This window comes from Bauldia sp. (assembly GCA_037200845.1).
Classification (GTDB): Bacteria; Pseudomonadota; Alphaproteobacteria; order Rhizobiales; family Kaistiaceae; genus DASZQY01.
The window spans coordinates 1,939,494-1,954,510 of sequence record JBBCGQ010000001.1; the positions used below are offsets into that span (position 1 = coordinate 1,939,494).

A 15,017-nucleotide genomic window follows, 5' to 3' on the forward strand; every position below is an offset into this window, starting at 1 on the left:
CAACCGACTCTTCCGTTACCCGCCCGCCGCCAATTTCACTTCCGGTTCTTCGAGCCGCACCGACTCTGCGCCCGGCAGGGTGATGCGGATCATCGCGCCGCGTCCGCCGTGGGCGACCGCGGGCGCATCGAGCAGTTCAACCCGCCCGCCGTGTTCTTCAATGATCTTCGTCACAATCGCGAGGCCCAATCCCGTGCCTTTTTCGCGCGTGGTCACGTAGGGCTCCAGCAACCGCTGGCGATTTTCGCGCGGCAGGCCGACGCCGTTGTCGATGACATCGACGACGATCGCCGCCCCCTCGAAGCGGCCATCGACCTCGATCGCGCCCTTGAAGTCGGGCGACGGCGGCACCGCGGCAATCGCCTCGGTTGCGTTCTTGACGAGGTTGCCGATCGCCTGCCCCATCAGCCGCGCATCGAAGCGGCCGGTGAGCGGCTCCTGCGGCAGCTTGGTCTCGAAGGCGATGTCGGGCTGGGCGACACTGACCAGGAACACCGCCTCGCGCACCACGTCCGACAGGTTGCCGGACACGATCGCCGGCTTCGGCATGCGCGCGAACGATGAGAATTCGTCGACCATGCGGCCGATGTCGCCGACCTGGCGGATGATGGTGTCGGTGCATTGGTCGAACACGTCGCGGTCGTCGACGATGACGCGCCCGAATTTCCGCTTCAGCCGCTCGGCCGAAAGCTGGATGGGGGTGAGCGGATTCTTGATCTCGTGCGCGATGCGCCGGGCGATGTCGGCCCACGCCGAGGAGCGCTGCGCCGTCACCAGGTCGGTGATGTCGTCGAGCGTCACGACGTAGCCGTGCGCCTGGCCGGTCGCCCGCTCGGTGGTGACGCGGATGTTGACCGTGCGCTCGCGCCCGCCGCGCATGATCGTCACCTGGTCGCGATGCTCCGGCCGCCCGTCGCGGAGCGCGCCGTTGACGACCTTTTCGAGCTCCGGCGCGACCTCCACCAGCGGCAAGCCGATGGTCCGGTCCGGCGCCTCCAGAAGATGCAGGCCCGTGCGGTTGGCGATGGTGATGCGCCCGTCGGCATCGATGCCGATCACGCCCGCGGTGACGCCGGAAAGCACCGCCTCGGTGAAGCGCCGGCGGCTGTCGTTCAACTCGCTCGCCGCGACGAGCTGCTGGCGCTGCCCGCGAAGCTGCGCCGTCATCTGGTTGAAGGTGACGCCGAGAGCGCCGACGTCGCCGTCGGAATTGCGCGCCTGCACCTCGACCCGGAGGTTGCCCGCCGACACCTGCTTCGCCGCGTCGATCAGCCGGCGGATCGGCGCCACCAGCCGGTTGGCAAAGCCGATGCCCAGCCACACAGCCGAGAGCAGCACCACGACCGTGATGCCGAGGAAGAGAATGCCGAAGGCAAGCTGCACGCCGAAGCGGCTCGCCTCCAGCACACGGTACTGCGCCACGGTATCGTTGGTCATCGCCAGGTAGCCGGCGACTTTCGGATCGATCGGCCTGACGGCGTACAGGAAGGTATCGTCGAAGCCGTCGAGCCCGGTGATCGCACCGATGGCGTTGCCGTTGCCGGGCGGCACGATCACGACCTGCGACAGATCCTGCTTGGCCTGCTGCAGCACGGCCGTCGACGGCGGCGGGAATTCGCGCCGCTCCACCGACGTCGCCTGCGCGACCAGCCCGCCGTCGCCCTTGACCAGGAAGATGCCCGGCAGGTTGCGCTCCTGGGCGAGCGAGGCGAAGAACGTCTCGAAGCGCGTCGGGTCGTCGGTGAGCAGCGTCGGCGCCTTCTCGAGCTCCGCCCGCACCGCCAGCGCATCGAACCGCAACTGGATCGACTGCTGCTCGGCATAGGCCTGCGCGATCGACAGCGAATTCTCGACGATCGCGCGCGTGCGCACCGAGAACCAGTTGTCCAGCCCGCGGTCGAGCGAGACGCTGGCCGCGATGGCGAGCAGCACCGCCGGCGCCGCCGCGATCAGGCTGAACAGCGCCACGATGCGGATGTGCAGCCGCGCCGCCGCCCGCCCGCGCCGGTTGGCGATGACGAGGCTGACCACCTCCCACGCGATGACGAAGATCAGGAAGGCGACCAGAATGCCGTTCGCCAGCAGCGCCGCGAAAACGACGTTCGGCGACGGCGCGATGGGCGTCAGGCCCATGAGGACGAAGAAGCTGCCGGCTGTCGTCGCCAGCGCCAGCACGACGGCGACATAGCCGGACGCGCGGATCAGCCGGCTCAAGGTGAAGGCACGGCTTCCCGGTGCGTCTTCAGCGATTGGCTCGGCCATCGGTGCCGCTTCCGCAGTCATGACACTGTCGCTTCCCCGCCACACCAAGCCGCAACCACGGACTAGGCCACCGTCCGATGCAATTGCAACAACATTGTGATCAAAAAACAACAGGGGAAAGTAGGCGTGGTTGACGAGATTTAGCCCCGTTCCGCGCGCAGCCGTCGCCGAGGCACCTCTCCCTGGAGGGAGAGGGCTTCCGAGCTTGGTGAGCGGAGCGAACCCAGCGAGGAAGGGTGAGGGGTTAGGGACCCCTCGGCCCATAACTCCTGTCTCTAACCCCCGACCCCATTCGCCTAAGTTCGCTGGCGCTCACTAAGGCTCATGGCCCTCTCCCTCCAGGGAGAGGGGGAATGACAACTACCGCCCACCGCGAATAACCTGGATATCCAGCTCGCGGATCTTCTTCCGGAGCGTATTCCGGTTCACGCCGAGCAGCTCCGCCGCCTTGATCTGGTTGCCGTGGGTGGCGGCGAGCGCCACCCCGATCAGCGGCGACTCCACGTCGCGCAGGATGCGGTGGTAGAGGCCCGGCGGCGGCAGGTTCTCGCCGAAGCCGCGGAAGTACGTGTTGAGGTGCCGCTCGACCGATCCGGACAGGGTCTCGTCCTGTCCCTCGGCCGCCGGCGCCGCGACGCTCGGCTGCTCCAGCTCCGCCTCGATGATCCCCTCGCCGATCACCTCCTGCGGATAGAGCGCCGCCAGGCGCCGCACGAGATTTTCGAGCTCGCGCACGTTGCCCGGCCAGCGGTAGCGCTTTAGCCGCTCCATCGCCGCCGTCTCGATGTGCTTGGCCGGCAGGCCTTCGCGCTCCACCAGCGTGAAAAAATGGCGGATCAGATCGGGCACGTCTTCGCTGCGCTCGCGCAGCGGCGGCAACCGGATCGGCACGACGTTCAGCCGGAAGAACAGGTCCTCGCGGAACTGGCCCTGATTGATGAGGATGCGGAGGTCCTTGTTGGTCGCCGCGATGATGCGCACGTCCGTCTTGATCGCGGTCCGCCCGCCGACCGTCGTGTATTCGCCCTGCTGCAGCACGCGCAGTAGCCGCGTCTGCGCCTCCATCGGCATGTCGCCGATCTCGTCGAGGAACAGCGTGCCGCCGTCCGCCTGCTCGAAGCGGCCGGCGCTGCGCGCCGCCGCGCCGGTGAAGGCGCCCTTCTCGTGGCCGAACAGCTCGGCCTCGATCAGGTCGCGCGGTATCGCCGCCATGTTGATCGCCACGAACGGCCCGTTCCGCCGCTTGCCGTAGTCGTGCAGCGCCCGCGCCACCAGTTCCTTGCCGGTGCCGGATTCGCCGGCGATCATCACGGTGAGGTCGGTCTGCATCAGCCGCGCCAGCACGCGGTAGATGTCCTGCATCGCCGCCGAGCGCCCGACCAGCGGGATGGCATCGGCCGGATCCTGCGGCGCCGCCTCCGGCCGCTTCGCCTTAGGCTCGGACAACGCGCGTCCGACGATGGCGATCAGCTCCTTGAGGTCGAACGGCTTCGGCAGGTACTCGTACGCGCCGCGCTCGGAGGCGCGGATCGCGGTCATGAACGTGTTCTGCGCGCTCATCACGATGATCGGCAGGTCGGGCCGCACGCGCTTGATGCGCGGCAGGAGATCGAACGCGTTCTCGTCGGGCATGACGACGTCGGTGATGACGAGGTCGCCCTCCCCTTCACTCGCCCAGCGCCACAGCGTCCCGGCCGACGACGTCAGCCGCACGGAGTAGCCCGCACGCGACAGCGCCTGGTTGAGCACGGTCCGGATGGCGGCATCGTCGTCAGCGACAAGAATGTTGCCGAGCGGCATGTCAGGAATCCTTCGCGTCGGAGGTAGCGGGCCCGGGGTAAGCGGGCATCAACACACGCAGCGTCGTGCGGCCGGGCTGCGACTCGCACTCGATGACGCCGCCGTGGTCGCGGATGATTTTGGCGACCAGCGCCAGGCCGAGGCCGGTGCCGTTCGCCTTGGTGGTCACGAACGGCTCGAAGAGATGCGGGATCAATTCTTCCGGCACGCCGCCGCCGTTGTCGCGCACGCAGAATTCGAGCGGCAGCGTCACCTTCGACGGATTGCCCGGCACCGAAAGCCGGAAGCCCGGCTTGAACGCGGTGGTCAGCACGATCTCGCCGCCCGGCGCATCGCCGACGGCCTCCGCCGCATTCTTCACGAGATTGAGGAACACCTGCACGAGCTGGTCGCGGTTGGCGAGCACCAGCGGCAGCGACGGATCGTACTCGTCGCGGATGGTAAGCGCACGCGCGAAGCCCGAGCGCGCCAGGCGCCGCACGTGATCGAGCACGATGTGGATGTTGACCGGCTCGCGCTCGATCGGCCGCTCGTCGGAGAACACCTCCATGCGATCGACCAGCTTGACGATGCGGTCGGCCTCGTCGCGGATCAGCCGCGTCAGCACGCGATCCTCGTCGCCGACCGACCCTTCCAGAAGCTGCGCCGCGCCGCTGATGCCCGACAGCGGATTCTTGATCTCGTGCGCCAGCATTGCGGCCAGGCCGCTGACGCTGCGTGCCGCGCCGCGATGGATGAGCTGCCGGTCGATCTTGTCGGCCATCGAGCGCTCCTGCAGCACGACGACGACGCTCTCCGCATGATCGAGGCTCGGCGTGGCGTAGATATCGACGACATGCTCGCCGCCGTTCCGCGGCGTGCCGACATCGACGCGGTATTCGTTGACCGAAGCGCCGCGCTGCCGAACCTGATCGATCAGCTCGAGCAGCGGACTGCCGAAGGGCACGAAATACGCCAGCGGATGTCGCCGCAGCACCGTGATCGAGGCCTGGAAGAAATGCTGCGCGGCGGTGTTGGCATCGGCGATGCTGCCCGTGCCGTCAACCAGCAGTACCGGGTGCGGCAGGGCATCGAGCACCGCACTCGCCGACCGTCCGCGCTCGATAGTCGAGGCGTCGATGCTCATGCCGCCTCCGCGATCGGTTCGGCGAACGCCTCGGCCAGCAGAGCCAGCACCACGTGAGGGTCGCTCGCCGTCATCATCGGCTGGCGCAGAGCGGCAGGAAGATCCGGCAGATACCAGCCGAGGTGCTTGCGCGCGACCTTCACCCCGGTCCACACGCCGTAATGCGCTAGGATCGCCTCGTAGTGCGCGCGGATCACGTCATGCAGCGCCACGCCGTCGGGTGCCGCCGGCATGACGCCGGTGGTGGCAAACGCCGCAAGATGCCCCGGCATCCACGGCCGCCCATACGCGCCGCGCCCGATCATCACGCCGTCCGCGCCGGTAAGCGCCAGCATCCGCGCCAGATCGTCCGGCGACGTCAGGTCGCCGTTGGCCACGAGAGGAATGGACACCGCGTCCTTGACCGCGCGGATCGCCGCCCAGTCCGCCGCGCCGGCATAAAACTGGCAGCGCGTGCGCCCATGGACGGTCACCATGCGCACGCCGGCGGCTTCCGCGCGCCGCGCCAGCTCCGGCGCGTTGATCGTGTCGTGGTCCCAGCCGAGCCGCATCTTCAGCGTCACCGGCAGCGGCGTGGCGCCGACCGTCGCCTCGATCAGCGTCAGCGCATGATCGAGGTCGCGCATCAGCGCCGAGCCGGAATACCCGCCGGTCACTTTCTTCGCCGGGCAGCCCATGTTGATGTCGATGATGTCGGCGCCGGCGTCGGTCGCGGCCTTGGCGCCTTCCGCCATCCATTTGGCTTCGCGCCCGGCCAACTGGATGACGTGCGGCCCGCGTCCCGCCCGCTCCGCCCGCATGGTCGACTGCGCGTCACCGCGCGCGAGCATCTCGCTGGCGACCATCTCCGACACGACCAGCCCGGCGCTGTACCCCGAGGCGATGTTGCGGAACGGAACATCCGACACGCCGGACATGGGCGCCAGAAAAACGCGGTTGGGAACGGACACCGGCCCAATGGCCAGCGGCTCCGCGAGCTTTGCTACATCAGGTGACAAAATGCATACCGATTAGGCAACGTCAGATTTGCTCATAGATTAGTCAAATCACTGCTCTGAGCAAGTGCGAAATGGCATGGCCGTGATACACATAGCGCCTCCGCATGACAGAGGCCCGTCCGTGGCGACAGCCCAAAAAACCGCCGTCCTGATCGTCGCCGCCGGTGCCGGAAGCCGCGCCGGTGGCAACGGCATTCCAAAGCAATATCAGCAACTTGGCGGCGAAACGGTGCTGGCGCGCACGCTCGGCCTGTTCCTGCCGAACACTTCCGTCGATGCCGTACAGGTCGTGATCGGCGAAGGCCAGCGCGATCTTTACGATTCCGTCGCCCCGCGCCACCCCAAGCTCCGCGCCCCCGCCACGGGCGGCGCAACCCGCCAGGCGTCCGTCCGCCTCGGCCTCGCCGCGCTCGCTGCCGACGCGCCCAACCGCATCCTCATCCACGATGCCGCCCGCCCCTTCGCCTCCGCGGCGCTGATCGACCGCGTCGCCGCCGCGACGGCCGACGCGGTCGTACCGCTGCTGCCGGTATCGAGCACGCTGAAGCGGGTGGACGGCGCTAGCGTCGTCGAGACGGTGCCTCGCGAAAATCTATTCGCCGCCGAGACGCCGCAAGGCTTCCGCTTCGATCTCATCCGCGACGCGCACGAGCGCGCCGCCGCCGCCGGCCTCGCCTTCACCGACGACGCCGCGGTTGCCGAGTGGGCCGGCGCCATCGTGCAGGCGATCCCTGGCGACGCCGCCAATATCAAGCTGACCACGGCGGAAGACATCGCCGCCGCCGACCGCCGCCTGACGGCCGAGGCGGCGCTGGCGCTGGGCGACGTCCGCGTCGGCGTCGGCTACGACGTCCACGCCTTCGGCCCCGGCGACCACGTCATGCTCGGTGGCGTCGCCATCCCGCACACGCGCGGCTTCGTCGGCCACTCCGACGCCGACGTGATCCTGCATGCGCTGACCGACGCGGTGCTCGGCGCCCTCGGCGACGGCGACATCGGCCAGCACTTCCCGCCGTCCGATCCGCAATGGAAAGGCGCCTCCTCGGACCGCTTCCTCGCCGACGCCGTGGCGCGGGTGAAAGCCCGCGGCGGTATCGTCGCCCATCTCGATGCGACCTACCTCGGCGAGGGCCCGAAGGTCGGCCCGCACCGCGAGGCGATCCGCGCCCGCATCGCCGCGATCGCCGGCGTCAGCATCGACCGCGTCGGCGTCAAGGCCACGACCAACGAGGGCCTCGGCTACATCGGCCGCGGCGAAGGCGCCGCCGCCCACGCCGTCGCCACCATCCGCCTGCCGTTCAAGCCATGACCGACCTCGCCCACCTCATCCCGTCGGCGAAGATGCTGATCGACCTCTGCCGCTCGCACGGCCTCAAGATCGCGACCGCCGAGTCCTGCACCGGCGGCCTGATCGCCGCGACGCTGACCGAGATCCCCGGATCCTCCGAGGTCATCGACCGCGGCTTCGTCACCTACTCGAACCAGGCGAAGATCGATCTCCTCGACGTGCCCGAGCCGATCCTCAACGACCCGGCAATCGGCGCCGTCTCGCAGGAAACCGCACACGCGATGGCGCAGGGCGCGCTGCAATATTCCGAGGCTCATCTCGTGGTGGCTGTAACCGGCATCGCCGGCCCGGGCGGCGGCTCGCTGCACAAGCCGGTCGGCCTCGTCCACTTCGCCGCGGTGCGCCGCGGCCGCGACATCATCCACCGCGAGCAGCGCTTCGGCGACATCGGGCGGAGCGAGGTGCGGCTGGCCACGGTGCGCGAGGCGTTGGGGATGCTGGACGCGCTGGCGCGGGGATAGCCGAGGCGGCGCGATAGGCGCCTCCCTCCGCTGTCATCCTTCGGCGGCGCGAAGCGCTGACCGGAGGACCGGCTTCAGCAAAGCGATCGTTGCGACTGGTGCTCCGGTCGAGGCCTCCGGCCTCGCCGAAGGATGATAGCGAAGGAGAGGCGCCGCGGTAACGCGGAAAGACTACGGAAACTCCGTCAGCGACAGCAAATTCCCGTCCGGATCCCGAAACCACGCGATCCGCGCCCCGCTCGGCGACGTCCACACCCCCGCGCCATCCTGCTCGAGCCCGGCGAACCGCTCGAACACCACGCCCTCCCGCGCCAGCTCGGTAATCTGCGCGCCGATATCGCCGACCTGCCAGCCGAGCGCCGTGAACGGATGCGGCGTCAGCGTCTCGACCTTCTGGATGCGCAGCATCACGCCGCCGACGTCAAACTCCAGCGCGAACGGCGAGTCGTCGACCAGCCTGAGCCCCAGCGTATCGGCATAGAACGCCCGGCTGCGCGCCGCGTCCGCCGTAGCGAGAAACGCGATCAGCGGCGCCGCGCCGAGCGTCATCATGGCGCGTGCGTCCCGTAGACGGCGTCGGCGCGCTTCTCGAACGCCTCGCCGAATTTACGGAACACGCCCTCGAACGCGCTGCCCATCACCATCGTCAGCATCCGCGACTTGAACTCGTAGTCGATGGTGAAGCGCACCAGGCACGCCCCCTCGCCTTCCGGCACGAACGACCACTGGCTGTCGAGATGATGGAATGGCCCGTCGAGGTAATCGGCATCGATGGTGAGCGCCGGGCGGTCGAGCGTCACGCGCGTCGTGAACGTCTCGCGCACAACGGCGTATGCGATGGTCATGTCGGCGACCAGCACCTCGCGCCCGTCTTCGTTCGTGCGACCGCGTACGGTGAGCTTCTCGCACATCGGCAGGAACTCGGGATACTTCTCGATGTCGGCGATCAGCGCGAACATCTGGTCGGCCGGGTGGCGCACCCGCCGCTCGGTCGAAAACTGCGGCATCAGGCGCCGAGCTTGGCGGCGCGCGCCGCGCGCAATTGCGCGAAGTCTTCGCCGGCGTGGTGCGACGAGCGCGTCAGCGGGCTCGCCGACACCATCAGGAAGCCCTTGGCATAGGCGATCGTCTCGTATGCCTTGAACTCGTCCGGCGGCACGAAGCGCATCACCGGATGATGCTTGCGGCTGGGCTGCAGGTACTGCCCGATAGTGAGGAAATCGACGTCGGCCGCGCGCAGGTCGTCCATCAGTTGCAGCACCTCGTTCCGCTCCTCGCCGAGCCCGACCATGATGCCCGACTTCGTGAACATCGAAGGATCGAGTTCCTTGACCTGCTGCAGCAGGCGGAGCGAGGCGAAGTAACGTGCCCCAGGCCGCACCGTCAGATACTTCGACGGCACGGTCTCGAGGTTGTGGTTGAAGACGTCCGGCTTCGCCGCAACGACGGTTTCGATGGCGCCGTCCTTGCGCAAAAAGTCCGGCGTGAGAATCTCGATGGTCGCATCGCTCGCCGCCCGGATCGCGGCGATCGTGCGGGCGAAATGCTCGGCGCCGCCGTCGGCGAGATCGTCACGGTCGACCGAGGTGATGACGACGTGATGCAGGCCGAGCTTGGCGACCGCGTCGGCGACCTTCGCCGGCTCGTCGCGATCGAGCAGGCCCGGGATCCCGGTCTTGACGTTGCAGAAGGCGCACGCCCGCGTGCACGTGTCGCCCATGATCATGAAGGTGGCGTGCTTCTTCGACCAGCACTCGCCGATGTTCGGGCAGCCGGCCTCCTCGCACACCGTGACCAGCCCGTGCTCGCGCACGATCGCGGTCGTCTCGCGATAGACCGCCGAGCCCGGCGCCTTGACACGGATCCAGTCCGGCTTGCGCAGCAACGGCGTCTCCGGCCGATGCGCCTTTTCCGGATGGCGCGGCCGCGGCGCCGAGATCGTGTCGATGAGCGTGGTCATGCTGCGGTTATATAGCACGTCGGGTGGAGAAATCGCTGGTTCGCCAGATGCATGGCGGGCATGCATCCCCGAGCGCGAGGGCCAACCCGCCCCTCGGCTACATCTGCCGCCCGCGCACCATCCGCCAGACCCAGATGAGCAGCACCGCGCCGACGACGCCGATGATGAGCTGCGCGTACCAGGCATCCGACGGGACGATGTTGAGCAGCCCGAGGATGCCGTTCAGCACCAGCGCGCCGACGATGCCCAGAACGATATTGGCGATGATCCCCATCTGGGAACCGGTCACCCTTTCGGCGATCCACCCCGCGATGCCGCCCAGAATGATCGCTCCGATCCAGCCAACGCCCTGCATGACGAACCTCCCTGCCGATCTAGCCGAGGATGATCAGCCGCGCGACGATCAGCACGATGATCGCGCCGCCGAACGAGATGACGACCTGCTCGAGAAACGGGTTGCCGAAATTGAGGCTGATCTTGAGCTGCTGCGCCAGGAAACCGCCGACGACCGAGCCGAGGAGGCCGGCGATCAGCCAGCCGAACAGGTTGCCGCTGCTGGGCACGATAACGCTCGCGAGGAAACCGGCGATCAGGCCGATGATCACCCACGAGACAATCGACTGCGACCGTGCGCTCAATGCACCCTCCCGTCACACGCGCTTCACGAACGCGGGGGCCGATTCGATCCGGCCTCCCGCATTCTAGCGCCGCGCGCCACTCCGGCGAAGGCCGGAATCCGGTGAGGCCGGATCAGACCACCGGTTGCGGCTCGGCGCGGCGCAGGCGCCCGCCGACGGTGCGAGTGAAGGCGCCGGTGCCGAGGACCAGCGCAATCAGCACGATGAACGGACCGACCCACGGGATAAGGCCAAGCGCCACCAGTGCGATCGCCCCGATCACCAGCATCAGGATCGCCGTCGGCACGCCGATCGGCCCGGAACGCCGCAGGAGCACCGCCGAAGCGATGCCCGCCGCCGCCACCGCGTGGCCGAAGACCAGCAGGAACGGCAGCAGCAGGAGCACGGCGCCGCCGACGCTCCAGCCGATAGCGGTTATCAGAAGCGCCGCGCCGATGAAGCCGATCAGCACGATCGTCAGGATGCCGAACAGGAAACTCGACAGCGGCCGGTGACGGACATGCTCGGTCGCGGTCGTGAAGACATGGCCGCCGAACAGCATGGCGACCAGGCCGGTGAGGATGGTGCCCGCGGCGATGGCGAGCGCAACACCGGCTACCCACTGCCACGGCGCCACGGCCCACCACGTCTGCGGCTGCTCCTGATGCACGGTGCCGCTGACCACCGAGCCCGGCGCGAGTTCCGGCGCATTGACCGAGCGCACGGTGAGATCGCCGCCGATCCGCGCGTTCGGCCCGATGACGACCCGGGTCGCCGCGATCGTGACCGGCCCGTCGGCCTGGCCGTCGAAGGTGACCGACGCGCCGCCCGATTCGACCGGCCCGGCGATGTGGCCGGAGACAGTCACGACCGCGCCGTAAACCTCGAGCTTGCCGCGCACGTCGTTGGTCGGCGCGATGACGATGCTGGCGCCGCCGACGTGCAGGTTGGCGCCGGCCTGCAGGTTGACCTTGGTGACGGCGCCGCCGACCACCGCGTCACCGGTGACGGTGCCGGTGACGTCGACGACCGCGCCGGCGACGTTGAGCACGCCGCCGGTCGAACCGGAAACCGCGACCTGCGCGCCGGCAACCTGCGTGTCGCCGGTCGAGGCGGTGGTAACCGTGACCAGCGCACCGGCCGCGCGCACGCTCGACGCCATGCCGGAAACCTCGACGCTGGCGCCGGCAACTTCAACCTTGCCGCCGTCAGCCGCGATGGAAACCATCGGCCCGGCCTGCTTGAAGTCGGTCGCGTGCGCCGCGCCGGCGCCGAGCATGAGGGCAGCGGCGACGATCAGATGGCGAGATGAAAAAGCGATACGCATGAGACGCGTCCCCCGGCGAAGCGGCGCCGGCCGCGCCGGTGCCTAGACGTGAATCACCCGGCCGTAGGCGGCGAGCACGCTCTCATGCATGGTCTCGGAGAGCGTCGGGTGCGGGAAGACTGAATTGATCAGGTCTTCCTCCGTAGTCTCCAGGTTCATAGCGATGACGAAGCCCTGGATCAACTCGGTGACTTCCGCGCCGACCAGATGAGCGCCGAGCAACTGGCCGGTTTTCTTGTCGAAGATCGTCTTTACCAAACCTTCCGGTTCGCCGAGCGCGATCGCCTTGCCGTTGCCGATGAACGGAAACTTGCCGACGCGGATGTCGTAGCCGGCGGCCTTCGCCTTCGCTTCCGTAAGTCCGACAGAAGCGACCTGCGGATTGCAGTAGGTACAGCCTGGAATCTTCAGCTTGTCCATCGCGTGCGGGTCCTGGCCAGCGATCGCTTCCACCGCGATGACACCCTCGTGCTCGGCCTTGTGCGCCAGCATCGGCGGCCCGGCGACGTCGCCGATCGCCCACACGCCCGGCACGTTGGTGCGGCCGTGCTTGTCGATGACGATGGTGCCGCGCTCGATCTTCACGCCGAGCTTCTCCAGCCCGAGATTCTCGATGTTGCCGACGACGCCGACAGCGGAGATGACGCGATCGACCTTCAGCTCCTGCTTCTTGCCGTCCTTGGTTTCGATCGTGGCGGTGACGCTGTCCGCGGCCTTGACGAGCTGCGTGACCTTGGCCTCGGTCAGGATCTTGATGCCGGCCTTCTCGAAGCGCTTGCGCGCATGCGCCGCGATCTCCTCGTCCTCGACCGGCAGGATCTGCGGCAGGATCTCGACCACCGTCACCTCGGTGCCCATCGTGCGGTAGAACGAGGCGAACTCGATGCCGATCGCACCGGAGCCGACGATCAGCAGCGACTTCGGCATCTTGTCCGGCGCCATCGCCTCGAAATACGTCCACACCAGTTTCTTGTCGGGCTCCAGCCCGGGCAGCGCCCGCGGCCGCGCGCCCGTCGCCACGATCACGTTCTTCGCCTGGTAGGCGCCGGGCCCGAGCGCTCCCTTCGGCGCCTCCGTCTTGAGCGCCGCGGTCGACGCCTTGACGGTGACCTTGCCGCCCGCCTCGACCGTCGCCTCGCCCCAGATGACGTCGATCTTGTTTTTCTTGAGCAGGAACGCGACGCCGTTGGAAAGCTGCGCCGCCACGCCGCGCGAGCGCGTCACCACCGCCGCCGGATCGAACGACACGTCCTTGGCGGAGAGGCCGTAGTCTTTGGCGTTCTCCATGTAGTGGTAGACCTCGGCCGAGCGCAGCAGCGCCTTGGTCGGGATGCAGCCCCAGTTGAGGCAGATGCCGCCGAGATACGCGCGCTCCACGACCGCGGTCTTGAGCCCAAGCTGCGCCGCCCGGATCGCGGCGACATAGCCGCCGGGGCCGGAGCCGATGATGATGACGTCGTAGGCGTCGGCCATGGGTCCGTCTCCTACGCCAGCATCCCGGCAGGCTGCTCGATCAGTTGCTTGAACGCCTGGAAGAGCTGCGCGCCGAGCGCCCCGTCGACGGCGCGATGGTCGGTCGACAGCGTGCACGTCATGATGTTGCGGATCTCGATCTTGCCGTCGCGCACCACCGGCGTCTCGATGCCGGCACCGACCGCCAGGATCGTCGCATGCGGCGGGTTGATCACCGCGGCGAAATCCTTGATGCCGAACATGCCGAGGTTGGAGACCGCGCTGGTGCCGCCCTGATACTCCTGCGGCGCCAGCTTGCGCACGCGGGCGCGCGCCGCGAGATCCTTCATCTCGATCGAGATCTGCGAGATCGTCTTGGTGTCGGCGTGGCGCACCACCGGCGTGATCAGCCCGCCCGGGATCGAGACCGCGACGCCGACGTCGGAGCGCTTGTGGTGCAGCATCCCGGCCTCGGTCCACGTCACGTTGGCGTCGGGCACGCGCATCAGCGCCATCGCCAGCGCCTTGATGACGAGATCGTTGACCGACACCTTCCACTTCGGCTTGCCGTCGACGGTGGGTGCGGCCGAGTTGATGTCGGCGCGGAGCGCCAGCAGCGCGTCGATCTCGGTGTCGATAGTCAGGTAGAAATGCGGGATCGTGGTCTTCGCCTCGACCAGCCGCCTGGCGATGATCTTGCGCACGTTGTCGTGCGGGACGACGTCATACTCGCCGTCGTCGAACAGCTTCATCACCTGCGCGTCGGACATCGACGGCGCCGGCAGCGGCGCCTTGGCGGCGGGAGCGCCGGCAGAGGGAGCCGCGAGCGGCGCCTTGCCCGACTTCACCGCATCGATGTCGGATTTCACCACGCGGCCATGCGGACCGGAGCCCGTCACCCGGCCAATGTCGACGCCGGCTTCCTTGGCAAGGCGGCGCGCCAGCGGCGAGGCAAAGGTGCGGCCGCCGGTGCCGTTGGTGCTAACCGCAGCGGCAGGACCGGCAGCCGGCTTCGGCGCCGGAGCCGCAGCAGGAGCGGCCGCAGGCGCGGGAGCGGCCGGAGCCGCGGCCTTCGGCGCAGCGGGAGCTGGCGCGGCGCTGATCGCGTCCGCCTTCTCACCCTCGGTCAGCAGCACCGCGATCGGCGCATTGATGGCGACATCCTGCGTTCCTTCGGGCACGAGAATCTTGCCCATCGTGCCTTCGTCGGTCGCCTCGAATTCCATCGTCGCCTTGTCGGTCTCGATCTCGGCGAGAATGTCGCCCGACTTGACCTTGTCGCCTTCCTTCTTCAGCCACTTGGAGAGATTGCCCTTCTCCATCGTGGGCGAAAGTGCCGGCATCAGGATGTTGATCGGCATGTTTCAGTGGCCTTGCTTGTCGCGCGGCGTCGTCAGGCCGGGATCGGTCACGTTGGCGAGCTCGGAATCGAACATATCGACGATCGCGCCCAGCGCCTGCTCCTCGCTCATCACGCCTTCCTTGGCGAAGGCGCGCGCCGCGTGCCGGGCGATATCGACCAGCATCATGCCCCACATGCCCGGATCGTCGAAGGCGCGCGTGAAGGCGATCGACAGCCCGCCGTCGACCACGAACGCACGCAGCACCTCGACCGCATCGTCGCTCGCGGCGGCATCGGGCGGGATGGGCTGCTCCGTCGCCATCG

15 protein-coding genes are annotated in these 15,017 nt (G+C 68.2%); 2 read left to right on the forward strand and 13 right to left on the reverse strand.

From position 1 onward, the window contains the following. Positions 1–15: 15 nt before the first annotated feature. The 4 genes from WDM94_09470 to dusB form a co-directional block, all read right to left on the reverse strand. The gene (locus WDM94_09470; GenBank protein MEJ0012838.1) at positions 16–2,262 is read right to left on the reverse strand and encodes a PAS domain-containing sensor histidine kinase; all 2,247 of its coding nucleotides are present in this window, start codon (positions 2,260–2,262) and stop codon (positions 16–18) included. A gap of 360 nt (positions 2,263–2,622) precedes the next feature. After that, positions 2,623–4,062 (reverse strand): nitrogen regulation protein NR(I), encoded by a 1,440-nt coding sequence (gene ntrC, locus WDM94_09475; GenBank protein MEJ0012839.1) that lies wholly within the window; start codon positions 4,060–4,062, stop codon positions 2,623–2,625. Between the two features lies 1 nt (position 4,063). Then, a complete protein-coding gene (locus tag WDM94_09480) occupies positions 4,064–5,188 on the reverse strand; it encodes a nitrogen regulation protein NR(II) (GenBank protein ID MEJ0012840.1) in 1,125 nt (374 codons plus the stop codon). Further along, positions 5,185–6,153, reverse strand: coding sequence for a tRNA dihydrouridine synthase DusB (gene dusB, locus WDM94_09485; protein MEJ0012841.1), 969 nt, complete (start codon positions 6,151–6,153; stop codon positions 5,185–5,187). The genes WDM94_09480 and dusB overlap by 4 nt, the downstream gene beginning before the upstream one ends. A gap of 154 nt (positions 6,154–6,307) precedes the next feature. Here dusB and WDM94_09490 point away from each other — a divergent pair, with 154 nt between their 5' ends. Both WDM94_09490 and WDM94_09495 read left to right on the forward strand, forming a co-directional pair. Continuing rightward, positions 6,308–7,495, forward strand: coding sequence for a bifunctional 2-C-methyl-D-erythritol 4-phosphate cytidylyltransferase/2-C-methyl-D-erythritol 2,4-cyclodiphosphate synthase (locus WDM94_09490; GenBank protein MEJ0012842.1), 1,188 nt, complete (start codon positions 6,308–6,310; stop codon positions 7,493–7,495). Beyond that, a complete protein-coding gene (locus WDM94_09495) occupies positions 7,492–7,995 on the forward strand; it encodes a CinA family protein (GenBank protein ID MEJ0012843.1) in 504 nt (167 codons plus the stop codon). The genes WDM94_09490 and WDM94_09495 overlap by 4 nt, the downstream gene beginning before the upstream one ends. 171 nt (positions 7,996–8,166) lie before the next feature. Here WDM94_09495 and WDM94_09500 read toward each other — a convergent pair whose 3' ends face one another. From WDM94_09500 to WDM94_09540, 9 genes are all read right to left on the reverse strand, one after another. Further along, positions 8,167–8,547, reverse strand: coding sequence for a VOC family protein (locus tag WDM94_09500; protein ID MEJ0012844.1), 381 nt, complete (start codon positions 8,545–8,547; stop codon positions 8,167–8,169). Continuing rightward, a complete protein-coding gene (locus WDM94_09505; protein MEJ0012845.1) occupies positions 8,544–9,002 on the reverse strand; it encodes a type II toxin-antitoxin system RatA family toxin in 459 nt (152 codons plus the stop codon). The genes WDM94_09500 and WDM94_09505 overlap by 4 nt, the downstream gene beginning before the upstream one ends. Next, entirely contained in the window at positions 9,002–9,955 is a 954-nt protein-coding gene (gene lipA, locus WDM94_09510) for a lipoyl synthase (GenBank protein ID MEJ0012846.1), read from the reverse strand. The genes WDM94_09505 and lipA overlap by 1 nt, the downstream gene beginning before the upstream one ends. A 97-nt stretch (positions 9,956–10,052) precedes the next feature. Beyond that, positions 10,053–10,310, reverse strand: a complete 258-nt coding sequence (locus WDM94_09515; GenBank protein ID MEJ0012847.1) for a GlsB/YeaQ/YmgE family stress response membrane protein — start codon at positions 10,308–10,310, stop codon at positions 10,053–10,055. Positions 10,311–10,329: 19 nt separating this feature from the next. Next, a complete protein-coding gene (locus WDM94_09520) occupies positions 10,330–10,593 on the reverse strand; it encodes a GlsB/YeaQ/YmgE family stress response membrane protein (protein ID MEJ0012848.1) in 264 nt (87 codons plus the stop codon). A gap of 112 nt (positions 10,594–10,705) precedes the next feature. Continuing rightward, positions 10,706–11,899 (reverse strand): hypothetical protein, encoded by a 1,194-nt coding sequence (locus WDM94_09525; protein MEJ0012849.1) that lies wholly within the window; start codon positions 11,897–11,899, stop codon positions 10,706–10,708. 42 nt (positions 11,900–11,941) lie between these two features. Beyond that, positions 11,942–13,372: a dihydrolipoyl dehydrogenase gene (gene lpdA / locus WDM94_09530; GenBank protein ID MEJ0012850.1), complete on the reverse strand. Its 1,431-nt coding sequence runs from the start codon at positions 13,370–13,372 to the stop codon at positions 11,942–11,944. A gap of 11 nt (positions 13,373–13,383) precedes the next feature. Continuing rightward, on the reverse strand, positions 13,384–14,712 hold the full coding sequence (locus WDM94_09535) for a pyruvate dehydrogenase complex dihydrolipoamide acetyltransferase (protein ID MEJ0012851.1): 1,329 nt from the start codon (positions 14,710–14,712) through the stop codon (positions 13,384–13,386). 3 nt (positions 14,713–14,715) lie between these two features. Further along, the gene (locus WDM94_09540; protein MEJ0012852.1) at positions 14,716–15,015 is read right to left on the reverse strand and encodes a DUF5076 domain-containing protein; all 300 of its coding nucleotides are present in this window, start codon (positions 15,013–15,015) and stop codon (positions 14,716–14,718) included. Between the last annotated feature and the right edge of the window lie 2 nt (positions 15,016–15,017).

Coding starts and splice junctions, on each gene's coding strand:
- ntrC (MEJ0012839.1), bottom strand. CDS start 4,062: ATGCCGCTCGGCAACATTCTTGTCGCTGACGACGATGCCGCCATCCGG.
- WDM94_09525 (MEJ0012849.1), bottom strand. CDS start 11,899: ATGCGTATCGCTTTTTCATCTCGCCATCTGATCGTCGCCGCTGCCCTC.
- WDM94_09540 (MEJ0012852.1), bottom strand. CDS start 15,015: ATGGCGACGGAGCAGCCCATCCCGCCCGATGCCGCCGCGAGCGACGAT.
- WDM94_09535 (MEJ0012851.1), bottom strand. CDS start 14,712: ATGCCGATCAACATCCTGATGCCGGCACTTTCGCCCACGATGGAGAAG.
- WDM94_09500 (MEJ0012844.1), bottom strand. CDS start 8,547: ATGATGACGCTCGGCGCGGCGCCGCTGATCGCGTTTCTCGCTACGGCG.
- WDM94_09505 (MEJ0012845.1), bottom strand. CDS start 9,002: ATGCCGCAGTTTTCGACCGAGCGGCGGGTGCGCCACCCGGCCGACCAG.
- lipA (MEJ0012846.1), bottom strand. CDS start 9,955: ATGACCACGCTCATCGACACGATCTCGGCGCCGCGGCCGCGCCATCCG.
- WDM94_09470 (MEJ0012838.1), bottom strand. CDS start 2,262: ATGGCCGAGCCAATCGCTGAAGACGCACCGGGAAGCCGTGCCTTCACC.
- lpdA (MEJ0012850.1), bottom strand. CDS start 13,372: ATGGCCGACGCCTACGACGTCATCATCATCGGCTCCGGCCCCGGCGGC.
- WDM94_09515 (MEJ0012847.1), bottom strand. CDS start 10,310: ATGCAGGGCGTTGGCTGGATCGGAGCGATCATTCTGGGCGGCATCGCG.
- WDM94_09480 (MEJ0012840.1), bottom strand. CDS start 5,188: ATGAGCATCGACGCCTCGACTATCGAGCGCGGACGGTCGGCGAGTGCG.
- WDM94_09495 (MEJ0012843.1), top strand. CDS start 7,492: ATGACCGACCTCGCCCACCTCATCCCGTCGGCGAAGATGCTGATCGAC.